An 11,523-nucleotide genomic window follows, 5' to 3' on the forward strand; every position below is an offset into this window, starting at 1 on the left:
ACTTATTTATTACGACCGCTCAAACGGCAGCCTTGACGTCGATTCTTGCCCCCCTGTCCGGGGGCGATGTAGTCCCGATGGGCTATATAATAAAAATTCTCATTTGCGTACATATTCCGCTAAAGATCACGCCGGAAAGTACCAAAACGCTTTATTGTCCGCCAATGCAATTTGCAAATATGTGACCGGATTCTCTTTTGTGGCCTTCTGGCGGCGAAGATTTATCACCCCTCGCGCATGCCAGAAATGATTAATATTCTATTTATCAATCAATTAGTATAAATATCTCGCACTATGTGCCCTGCATCGCCGAATAGATGCTTTTTTGTACGAAAAATTAACAATCGCTTATTATTTAGCACATTCATCTGCTTCATGAGTGAAATTACTAATATCATTTCAATTATCGGACGGCAAGCACCAGAGAATGGTGTGAGGAAAATAACAGTGATTAATGTGGGTAAAAGGTCGCGCTCGTGGCAAATGAAATGGATAACTTATTGATAATAAATAACAATATCAAAACATTAGAAAATAGTATCGCAGGTCGATAAATCACTTTTTTTGATATGTTTTGCTGATAATGAGCAAACGCGGAACACGTTGTTCCGCGCGGCAACACAGGTTAATTCACGAGGCCAGGAAAGAGCGCCTTTATTCCGGTAACGATGAACTCGATGCCGAGAGCCATCAGCAACAGCCCCATAATACGGGTAATCACGTTAATGCCGGTTTGCCCAAGCAGGCGAACCAGCCAGGGGGCCATACGGAAAATGCCCCAGCAGCACAGCGCGAAAAGCGCAATCGCAACTGAAAATCCCACAAAATGGGCGATGCTATGGTAACGCGTGCCCCAGACAATGGTTGAACTGATGGCCCCGGGTCCCGCCATCAGGGGAAGCGCCAGCGGCACGACGCCGATACTTTCACGAATGGCCGTTTCTGATTTTTCTTGCTTGTTCTGTTTATCCTCGCCGAGCTTGCCGCTGATCATCGACATGGCGATGGTGACCACCAGAATCCCACCCGCAATACGGAAGGAGTCAATGGAAATACCGAAGATCTGGAGGATCGCATCGCCTAAAAACAGCGACGTGAGCAAGATAATGGCGACCGACAGGTTGGCTGTCAGGTTGGTTTTATTACGCACCGCCGCCGTCTGGTAGCTGGTCATACTGATAAAAACCGGGATAATGCCAACCGGGTTTACCAGCGCAAATAGCCCAATGAAAAATTTAAAGTAGGCTGAAAAATCAAACAATGATTGAATCACAGGGTGCTCCGCAGCATCATTAAAAATGGCTGTTGACAGTTACCGGCATAAAATATCCGCGAGAAGATACGCTGTTTGAAAGCATAATTCATCCCTGTTGACGCATAAGTGCATAATTTAAGCTCGGATGTTAGTTATTTGTTTCTGCAATGCTATTTAAGTCTTTAATTAGCATACCGTATCATTACGCTTGATCAAACAGGTCAAAAAATGAACTGCTGAAAGGTATCAGCTTGGCTGATTATTGATTTAGATCACATAAATTGTACTCAGAAGTGAGTAACCTTGTTTACACACAGAAGAGGAGGCAAAGCAGCGGTACCTGAAAGAAAAAACAAAAGCTTTTTTAGTCAATCGGTGAAGTCAGAAGCACAAAATTCTTTACGTTAACATTTAAATGCAAGCCGTTAACACACTGTCTATACTGTCGAATCGAGCTACTGATTCACTAAAAAAGTTTAACATTATCAGGAGAGCATTATGGCTGTTACTAATGTCGCTGAACTTAACGCACTCGTCGAGCGCGTAAAAAAAGCCCAGCGTGAATATGCCAGTTTCACTCAAGAACAAGTAGACAAAATCTTCCGCGCCGCCGCTCTGGCCGCTGCAGATGCTCGAATCCCTCTCGCCAAGATGGCCGTTGCCGAATCCGGCATGGGCATCGTCGAAGATAAAGTGATCAAAAACCACTTTGCTTCCGAATACATTTATAACGCCTATAAAGATGAAAAGACCTGCGGCGTCCTGTCTGAAGATGACACCTTCGGTACCATCACCATCGCTGAGCCGATTGGTATTATCTGCGGTATCGTCCCGACCACTAACCCAACTTCAACCGCTATCTTTAAATCTCTGATTAGCCTGAAGACCCGTAACGCCATCATCTTCTCTCCGCATCCGCGTGCTAAAGATGCGACCAACAAAGCGGCTGATATCGTACTGCAGGCAGCTATCGCAGCCGGTGCGCCGAAAGATCTGATTGGTTGGATTGACCAGCCTTCCGTTGAACTGTCAAATGCGCTGATGCACCATCCGGATATCAACCTGATCCTTGCGACCGGCGGTCCGGGCATGGTTAAGGCGGCGTATAGCTCCGGTAAACCTGCCATCGGCGTAGGCGCAGGTAACACGCCTGTTGTTATCGATGAAACGGCTGATATCAAGCGTGCCGTTGCTTCCGTCCTGATGTCTAAAACCTTCGATAACGGCGTTATCTGTGCTTCTGAGCAATCCGTTGTGGTTGTAGATTCCGTATACGATGCCGTTCGCGAACGTTTCTCCAGCCACGGCGGCTATCTGCTGCAGGGCCAGGAGCTGAAGGCTGTTCAGAATATCATCCTGAAAAACGGCGCCCTGAACGCTGCAATCGTAGGTCAACCGGCGTATAAAATCGCTGAACTGGCCGGCTTCACCGTCCCTGTTTCCACCAAAATTCTGATTGGTGAAGTCACCGACGTTGATGAAAGCGAACCGTTTGCCCACGAAAAACTGTCTCCGACGCTGGCAATGTACCGTGCGAAGAACTTCGAAGACGCGGTTGATAAAGCTGAAAAACTGGTGGCAATGGGCGGTATCGGTCATACCTCTTGCCTGTATACCGACCAGGACAACCAGCCAGAACGCGTTGCTTACTTCGGTCAGCTGATGAAAACCGCACGTATCCTGATCAACACCCCTGCTTCTCAGGGTGGTATCGGTGACCTGTACAACTTCAAACTCGCACCTTCCCTGACTCTGGGTTGTGGTTCATGGGGTGGTAACTCCATCTCTGAAAACGTTGGTCCTAAGCACCTGATCAACAAGAAAACCGTTGCTAAGCGAGCTGAAAACATGTTGTGGCACAAACTTCCGAAATCTATCTACTTCCGTCGTGGCTCACTGCCAATCGCGCTGGATGAAGTGATTACTGATGGTCACAAACGCGCGCTGATCGTGACCGACCGCTTCCTGTTCAACAACGGCTATGCTGACCAGATCACCTCTGTGCTGAAAGCGGCTGGCGTTGAAACCGAAGTTTTCTTTGAAGTGGAAGCTGACCCGACGCTGACCATCGTTCGTAAAGGCGCTGAGCTGGCGAACTCCTTCAAACCAGACGTGATTATCGCGCTGGGCGGCGGTTCCCCGATGGATGCGGCGAAAATCATGTGGGTTATGTACGAGCACCCGGAAACCCACTTCGAAGAACTGGCGCTGCGCTTTATGGATATCCGTAAACGTATCTACAAGTTCCCGAAAATGGGCGTGAAAGCCAAAATGGTCGCCATCACCACGACTTCCGGTACCGGTTCTGAAGTTACGCCGTTCGCCGTTGTTACCGATGATGCAACCGGTCAGAAATACCCGCTGGCAGACTATGCCCTGACTCCGGATATGGCGATTGTTGATGCCAACCTGGTCATGGAAATGCCGAAGTCACTGTGTGCTTTCGGTGGTCTGGATGCGGTGACTCATGCCCTGGAAGCTTACGTTTCCGTACTGGCTTCCGAGTTCTCTGACGGCCAGGCGCTGCAGGCTCTGAAACTGCTGAAAGAAAACCTGCCAGCGTCCTACCACGAAGGTTCTAAGAACCCGGTAGCGCGTGAGCGTGTGCACAGTGCTGCGACCATCGCCGGTATCGCGTTTGCGAACGCCTTCCTCGGGGTATGTCACTCAATGGCGCACAAGCTGGGCTCTCAGTTCCACATTCCTCACGGTCTGGCGAACGCCCTGCTGATCAGCAACGTTATTCGCTATAACGCGAACGACAACCCGACTAAACAGACAGCATTCAGCCAGTACGACCGCCCGCAGGCACGTCGTCGCTACGCTGAAATCGCGGACCATCTGGGTCTGACTGCACCGGGTGACCGTACCGCAGCGAAAATCGAAAAACTGCTTGGCTGGTTGGACGAAATCAAAGCTGAGCTGGGTATTCCTAAGTCTATCCGCGAAGCTGGCGTGCAGGAAGCTGATTTCCTGGCCCACGTTGACAAGCTGTCTGAAGACGCATTTGACGACCAGTGCACCGGCGCTAACCCGCGCTACCCGCTGATCGCTGAGCTGAAACAGATTCTGCTGGATACGTTCTACGGACGTAATTACGTTGAAGGCAGCGTGGAAGAGAAAAAAGAAGTCGCGCCGGCTAAAGCTGAGAAGAAAGCGAAAAAATCCGCTTAATTCCACAGCCGTAAAGTCAGTAACGCTGAGCCCCATCTTTTGATGGGGCTTTTTTGTCTCTGTCGTTCAGCAGCCGGCAAAACGCCTCAGACAGCCGAAACGTATAATCAAGGGCCAAAGGCTTAGTAAATGAAAAAAGGCGCTGTAAAAGCGCCTGAGACGATTTAAAGGGTGGGTATTAGCAGCTGCGCTGTTTGTTCTGCACCGCGGTCAGAGAGCCTTCGCTCAGCGCCTCTTTATAATGTTTACGGCATACGGATACATAGCGCTCATTACCGCCAATCACCACCTGTTCCCCCTCATTGTAGGGCCGGCCTTCCTGATCGAGGCGCAAAACCATACTCGCCTTACGGCCGCAGAAACAGATAGTTTTTAATTCAACCAGCTTATCGGACCACGCGAGCAAATATTGACTGCCCGTAAATAGTTCGCCGCGAAAATCCGTCCGCAATCCATAGCACAATACGGGAATATCGAGCTGGTCCACCACCTCGGACAGCTCGCGCACCTGCTCCCGGGTTAAGAACTGGCTCTCATCAACTAATACGCAGTGGATGGGTTGACGCTTATGTTCGTCTGCAATGTCGGCAAATAACGCAGTTTGGGTATTATACAACCGCGCCGGCGATGAGAGACCGATCCTCGAACTCACTTTCCCTGAACCAAAGCGGTCATCAATCTCTGCCGTATAAACCACCGTGCGCATCCCTCGCTCCTGGTAATTGTATGATGACTGCAACAGAGCGGTGGACTTGCCTGCGTTCATTGCTGAATAGTAGAAATAAAGTTGTGCCATCGGCCGCGTAACCCCAATCAATGTGTTTTTTAGCAGTAAAATTGTATCATATATTCACACGCTATCAGCCCTCGCCGTGCGGGTATTGCCGGGAACGTTCACTCGGCGGAGACCTGAAAGATTAAGCCTGTTAATTGAATGGTAATGCCTGCTATTCGTACGACCAGGCGGTCACGCAGACGTCACTATTGCCCTTTTGTGCTTATCAGCCATTTTCGGATAGCTATAACCGCGCTGGACAAGTGTTTTATATTAAACATCATCGTCGCTGCTGCGCTAATACCCACAATGATATTTATCCATGCAAAGTATAATTTTTCCCACTGCGCATCGGAAAAAGCATACTATCTCAGGGTTTTAGCTTATCCTCTCCATCATCCTATAAGCGAAAAAGATGTGAACCCGCACATAAAATTTAAGTTAAATGAATTAATTCCCGAGACAAATAACAAGTTATTTTGACTTCCTTACATTCTCCCCTATTGCACATCTGAATTTATCGCTCTATTATTAGTCCAACAAACCACCCCACAATATAAGTTTGAGATTACTACAATGAGCGAAGCACTTAAAATTTTGAACAACATCCGTACTCTTCGTGCGCAGGCAAGAGAATGCACCCTTGAAACGCTCGAAGAAATGCTGGAAAAATTAGAAGTTGTCGTTAACGAACGTCGTGAAGAAGAAAGCGCTGCGGCTGCGGAAATTGAAGAACGCACTCGTAAACTGCAGCAATACCGTGAAATGCTGATCGCTGACGGTATTGATCCTAATGAACTGCTGAGCACCATGGCGGCAGTTAAAGCGGGAACTAAAACCAAGCGCGCTGCACGTCCGGCTAAATACAGCTACGTTGACGAAAATGGCGAAACTAAAACCTGGACTGGTCAGGGTCGTACTCCGGCAGTGATCAAGAAAGCGATGGATGAGCAAGGTAAATCTCTGGACGATTTCCTGCTGTAATAAGCTATCGTGTCCGTTTAAAAATCCCGCTGCGGCGGGATTTTTTTTATCCGTTATTCGGGACCGGTTCCGGGCGGGCATAAAAAAACCGGGAAACGAATCTCGCTCCCGGTTTCGCATTCTACCGCGTACGATTACTTCGCTACGGCTTTATCCAGCCAGGCTTTAAATTCAGCGCCCAGGGACTTGTGGCGTACGCCATATTCAACAAAAGCCTGCATATAACCCAGCTTATTACCGCAGTCGTGGCTCTTGCCTTTCATATGATAGGCTTCTACCGTTTCTTTTTCGATCAGCATATCGATGGCGTCGGTCAGCTGAATCTCATCGCCGGCTCCCGGAGGGGTTTTCGCCAGCAGTGGCCAAATATCCGCGCTCAGCACGTAACGACCGACAACCGCCAGATTAGAAGGCGCTACGTCCGCTTTCGGTTTCTCGACGACACCAACCATCGGTACGCTCTCACCCGGCTGCAGGGCCAGGCCCTTGCAATCGACAACGCCGTATGCGGTAACGTCAGCAACCGGTTCAACCATGATCTGGCTTGCGCCGGTCTCATCGAAACGAGCGATCATTTCGGCCAGGTTGTCGCGAGACAGATCGGATTCATATTCATCAAGGATAACGTCCGGTAAAATAACCGCAACCGGCTCATCACCCACTACCGGGTGCGCGCACAGCACAGCGTGGCCCAGACCTTTAGCCAGCCCCTGACGGACTTGCATAATAGTCACGTGCGGCGGACAAATAGATTGGACTTCTTCCAGCAGCTGGCGTTTTACGCGTTTTTCCAGCATCGCTTCCAGTTCAAAACTGGTATCGAAATGGTTTTCAATCGAGTTTTTCGAAGAGTGCGTAACCAGAACAATTTCGGTAATCCCGGCGGCAATACATTCGTTAACAACATATTGAATTAATGGCTTATCTACCAGCGGCAGCATTTCTTTCGGAATAGCCTTAGTAGCGGGCAGCATCCTGGTGCCTAATCCCGCAACCGGGATGACAGCTTTTCTTACTTTTGAATTAAGCGCAGCCATTGAAATCTCCTGGACTGTTCGTTTTTTAAACTTCTCGTTAATAATATGGTATCGAGTATATCAGCCTGCTCAGTCAAAGCTGTTCCGAAAAGGATTAGATATCTTCGAATTAGGAATTTTACGCATTAAACCCGGCGATAGTACCACCACAAAAGATCGCGTGGTAATCCCACGAGCCTAAAAATAAGCACAATTGTTCACTCCGTGGTCAACATCAGGCGTAAACGTCCGCCAGCCCCCCAAATTTGGCACTGCCATGATGCGCAGCGTTGACTAATTTGGTTGAGGTATGCATTACCTAAAGTACCTAACGGAACGCCATTACTAATCTGAATTTGATGTTCTCCCGTATTCAAGGTGCCATTCAAACCCGCGGAGACTAAAATTAAATTTTTCAAACCGCTGTGGTAATACCCTACCAATAATGGGAATTGCCCGGGTAAGTTTGCCTGCCGCAGCAATTGGTTAACCTGTTTTAGCAGGCTGCCCATCTCCGGCAAACGCTGCCCCTGATGAGCGAGCTGCTCCTGCAGTAACCCATTAAACAGCGCGCGCAGCAATAGGGCCGCCAGAACGCCATTATCACCTGCTCGTGTGACATCCAGACAATAAAACGCCAGATCGTTTTCTGATAGCGGCGCAATATCGAGCACGAGTCCTGGCTTATCGACAGAGACAAGCTGGCGATAGTGAATACGGCAACGCGACATCTCCTGCTGCACCGGCGGCTGGAGCTCCTGAAGCAGCCTCGACGCCGCGCTAGGATCGCTTACCAGCGCATCCCAGTCCTCAAACAGGCGCTCTTCTTCTTCGACACGCGAATTAAACATATTGGGATAGAGGCAGGCATACACGGTTTCTCGCAGGCGATCGAAATCCTTAACCGGTTTGAGCAGGATATCCTGAACGCCCAGGCGCAACGCTTTGGCGATGTCCGCCATATTTTCCGTCGCTGAAATCATCAGAATCGGCAACTGCTCGCCCTGGTTACGCACATGTTCTACCAGCTGCAGGCCGTTCATTCGCGGCATGGAGATATCGCAAATCATCAAATCGGGTTTTGACTCCGCCATTTTTTGCAGTGCATCCATACCATCTTCCGCCTGTACGATGGTCGCACCAAGCGAAGCTAACCAGGTGTGCATAAGAGAGCGGAAAACGGGTTCGTCTTCAACTATCAGAATCTGTTTTCCCGCCAATGGCTGCGTCATGATCTCTCCCCTGACTGACGATAATTTAATAGTGGCATGATATTCACGCTACCGCCTGTCAGAATTTACTTAAGTATGCATCAAATGCGCTCCACGGGGGTACGCACTAAAGGTAATAGTTCATCCATTTTCTTTTCCACTGCCAGATGTCCGGCGGCGATAGCTTCGCTGGCCCGGTGGAAATCAAGCGTGGAGATTTGTGGACAAAAGGGCTGAATCAGGATATCAGGCGGGTCGCCCGCCATACGGTTTCGCTTAAGGCGATTCTCCAGAACCTGAATTGACGTCGACATGATTTCCATCGCCGTTGGCGCCCTCGTCGCCCGACGTGACGTCATACGCGCCAGGCGAGTGCGCAGCCGCGAATGCCACGAAAAATCTTCCTCGCTCTCCGGACGAGGCACCTCCATTGACAGCAAATCCTGCTGCATCAGATGCGCATCGTGCTGCAAATCAACGGCAATGACGATATCCGCGCCCATGGCGCGAGCCAGAGACACCGGCACGGGGTTAACCACCGCGCCATCCACCAGCCAGTAGCCATTATGCATCACCGGCGCCATCAAACCCGGCATACTGCAGGACGCACGGATCGCCAGATGCAGATCCCCTTCCGTAAACCACAGTTCACGACCGGTGCTTAAATTCGTTGTGACCGCCGCGAACGGACGTTCGCAGCGCTCGATCTCGCTGACGGGCATGAGTTTGCGGTATTGACTAAACACGCGCTCGCCCCGCAGCAGGCCACCCCGTTGCCAGGAGAGATCCATTAACTTCAGTACATCCCAGTTACTAAAGGAGCATACCCATTTCTCCAGGGCCGGAAGCCGATTGCAGGCGTACGCCGCTCCGACCAGCGAGCCAATGGAGCACCCTGCGATAACATCGACGTCGATACCCGTCCGCCGTAAGGCATTAATCACGCCGATATGCGACCACCCGCGAGCGGCGCCAGCCCCTAACGCCAGGCCAATTTTAAGCTTTCTCATGAGTACCGAAACATATCCTTCCACTCCGGGCATGGCATCATCGCCATACCTCAGTTAACATAATGCGCTTTGGCGGCGTAGCGCCGTCTTTCTTTTTCCTGTGGAGGCCGTTTTGTCGCCATTATGCCCCTGTGGCAGCGCTCTGGAGTATAGCTCATGTTGTCAGCCTTATCTGGCTGGCGCGCAGCTGGCGCCAGATCCGTCACAGCTGATGCGCTCCCGCTATAGCGCGTTTGTTATGAAAGACGCCGACTATCTGATTAAAACCTGGCACCCCTCCTGTCAAGCGCAGCAGTTTCGCGCAGACCTGGAAAACGGTTTTACCCGCACACAGTGGCAGGGTCTCACCGTCTTTGCCGCCGAGACGGGCAAGAACCCGGATGAAGGCTTTGTCAGCTTTATCGCTCGTTACGCTGACGATAACCGCTCCGGAGCCATTATTGAACGATCCCGATTCTTAAAAGAAAACGGACAGTGGTATTATATTGACGGCACGCGACCGCTAATCGGTCGTAACGATCCCTGCCCTTGCGGTTCAGGTAAAAAATTTAAAAAATGCTGCGGTCAGTAAGCCAGCAGCAGAAATAGCAAACACTACAGGATTTTCCCCGCGATGCATTCACAACAACGTAAAGTACTGCGCACTATTTGCCCTGATCAGAAAGGCCTCATCGCGCGTATCACTAATATCTGCTACAAGCACGAACTGAATATCGTGCAGAACAATGAGTTTGTTGACCACCGAACCGGCCGCTTCTTTATGCGTACCGAGCTCGAGGGTATTTTCAATGATTCAATCCTGCTGGCGGACCTCGACAGCGCGCTGCCGGAAGGTTCAATTCGTGAACTCAATCCAGCAGGGCGCCGCAGGGTCGTCATTCTGGTCACCAAAGAGGCGCACTGCCTCGGCGATCTGCTGATGAAAGCTAACTACGGCGGCCTGGACGTAGAAATCGCCGCCGTCATCGGCAATCACGAAACGCTACGCTCGCTGGTTGAACGGTTTGATATCCCCTTCCAGCTGGTGAGCCATGAGGGTTTAACTCGCGAAGAGCATGATAAACAGATGGGCGACGCGATCGCCGCCCTTGAGCCGGATTACGTTGTGCTGGCGAAATACATGCGGGTCTTGACCCCAGAGTTTGTCTCTCGTTTCCCGAATAAAATTATTAATATTCATCACTCATTCCTGCCGGCTTTTATCGGCGCGCGTCCGTATCACCAGGCCTATGACCGCGGGGTGAAGATTATTGGCGCCACCGCACACTACGTGAACGATAATCTGGATGAAGGCCCAATCATTATGCAGGACGTCATTCATGTCGATCATACCTACACCGCGGAAGATATGATGCGCGCTGGCCGCGACGTCGAGAAAAACGTTCTGAGCCGCGCGCTGTATCAGGTTCTTGCTCAGCGGGTATTTGTTTACGGTAACCGGACGATTATTCTTTAATCTCAGGGAAATGAATTGATTAGCTTTGCACCTTTACGGATAAAAAGCAGGCAAACAGCTTCATTTCCCTAAAGGAATGCTTTACAGGGGCGTCTCATTTGATATGATGCGCCCCGCTTCCAGCAGGAAGCTGGCCAGTAAATAGCATTACCCCGTGGTGGGGTTCCCGAGCGGCCAAAGGGAGCAGACTGTAAATCTGCCGTCATCGACTTCGAAGGTTCGAATCCTTCCCCCACCACCATTCTTTACCACGTTGTTGTGGTAATACCGATGAACGTAAACGATGTTTGCACTTATCGGGAAGGGTGAGAATCTTCGACCAAGGTTCGAGTCGAGCGAAAGCGAGACAACGTTGCCGCAGGCAACGGCCCGAAGGGTGAGGAGCGAAGCGACGAATAATCCTTCCCCCACCACCATCTCTCAGCTTGACCTCAAAATTTGAATTACCCCTGGTGGGGTTCCCGAGCGGCCAAAGGGAGCAGACTGTAAATCTGCCGTCATCGACTTCGAAGGTTCGAATCCTTCCCCCACCACCATCACTTCTATGTCGTATTGAATTCACACTTCGCTCAGTGCCCCATATCCATCCCATGCGGGAAGGATGAGAAGCTTCGACTAAGGTTCGATTCGAGCGGAGCGAGA

The 11,523-nt window shown here is 50.4% G+C and carries 9 protein-coding genes, 2 tRNA genes and 2 other RNA genes (1 of these 13 cut by a window edge); 8 read left to right on the top strand and 5 right to left on the bottom strand.

The window, feature by feature from the left end; all coding sequences use genetic code 11:
• Positions 1-625: 625 nt before the first annotated feature.
• Positions 626-1,273, bottom strand: a complete 648-nt coding sequence (locus tag FQK12_RS03930) for a YchE family NAAT transporter (protein ID WP_004851832.1) — start codon at positions 1,271-1,273, stop codon at positions 626-628.
• Positions 1,274-1,753: 480 nt separating this feature from the next.
• Between FQK12_RS03930 and adhE the strand changes: the two genes are divergently transcribed.
• A complete protein-coding gene (gene adhE, locus FQK12_RS03935) occupies positions 1,754-4,429 on the top strand; it encodes a bifunctional acetaldehyde-CoA/alcohol dehydrogenase (protein ID WP_014229738.1) in 2,676 nt (891 codons plus the stop codon).
• A 178-nt stretch (positions 4,430-4,607) separates the two neighbouring features.
• On the opposite strand, the gene tdk is transcribed toward adhE, so the two are convergent.
• A complete protein-coding gene (gene tdk, locus FQK12_RS03940) occupies positions 4,608-5,225 on the bottom strand; it encodes a thymidine kinase (protein ID WP_014229739.1) in 618 nt (205 codons plus the stop codon).
• Between the two features lie 555 nt (positions 5,226-5,780).
• On the opposite strand from tdk, the gene hns reads away from it, so the two are divergent.
• The gene (hns, locus tag FQK12_RS03950; RefSeq protein ID WP_004121719.1) at positions 5,781-6,188 is read left to right on the top strand and encodes a histone-like nucleoid-structuring protein H-NS; all 408 of its coding nucleotides are present in this window, start codon (positions 5,781-5,783) and stop codon (positions 6,186-6,188) included.
• A 134-nt stretch (positions 6,189-6,322) separates the two neighbouring features.
• Here hns and galU read toward each other — a convergent pair whose 3' ends face one another.
• The 3 genes from galU to rssA form a co-directional block, all read right to left on the bottom strand.
• Complete coding sequence (galU, locus tag FQK12_RS03955) at positions 6,323-7,225, bottom strand: UTP--glucose-1-phosphate uridylyltransferase GalU (RefSeq protein ID WP_004851836.1); 903 nt, start codon at positions 7,223-7,225, stop codon at positions 6,323-6,325.
• Between the two features lie 197 nt (positions 7,226-7,422).
• The gene (gene rssB, locus FQK12_RS03960; RefSeq protein ID WP_004851838.1) at positions 7,423-8,436 is read right to left on the bottom strand and encodes a two-component system response regulator RssB; all 1,014 of its coding nucleotides are present in this window, start codon (positions 8,434-8,436) and stop codon (positions 7,423-7,425) included.
• Positions 8,437-8,516: 80 nt separating this feature from the next.
• Entirely contained in the window at positions 8,517-9,425 is a 909-nt protein-coding gene (rssA, locus tag FQK12_RS03965; protein ID WP_014229740.1) for a patatin-like phospholipase RssA, read from the bottom strand.
• Between the two features lie 112 nt (positions 9,426-9,537).
• Here rssA and FQK12_RS03970 point away from each other — a divergent pair, with 112 nt between their 5' ends.
• The 6 genes from FQK12_RS03970 to FQK12_RS03995 form a co-directional block, all read left to right on the top strand.
• Complete coding sequence (locus FQK12_RS03970) at positions 9,538-9,996, top strand: YchJ family protein (protein WP_014229741.1); 459 nt, start codon at positions 9,538-9,540, stop codon at positions 9,994-9,996.
• 42 nt (positions 9,997-10,038) lie between these two features.
• Positions 10,039-10,881 (top strand): formyltetrahydrofolate deformylase, encoded by an 843-nt coding sequence (purU, locus tag FQK12_RS03975; protein WP_004121732.1) that lies wholly within the window; start codon positions 10,039-10,041, stop codon positions 10,879-10,881.
• Positions 10,882-11,037: 156 nt separating this feature from the next.
• Positions 11,038-11,122 (top strand) — tRNA-Tyr (locus FQK12_RS03980).
• A 43-nt stretch (positions 11,123-11,165) separates the two neighbouring features.
• Positions 11,166-11,297, top strand: a non-coding RNA gene (locus FQK12_RS03985) — RtT sRNA.
• Positions 11,298-11,332: 35 nt separating this feature from the next.
• Positions 11,333-11,417, top strand: a tRNA-Tyr gene (locus tag FQK12_RS03990).
• Positions 11,418-11,461: 44 nt separating this feature from the next.
• A non-coding RNA gene (locus FQK12_RS03995) (RtT sRNA) lies at positions 11,462-11,523 on the top strand (it continues 129 nt past the right edge of the window).

This window comes from Klebsiella sp. ME-303 (assembly GCF_007910085.1).
Classification (GTDB): Bacteria; Pseudomonadota; Gammaproteobacteria; order Enterobacterales; family Enterobacteriaceae; genus Klebsiella; species Klebsiella michiganensis.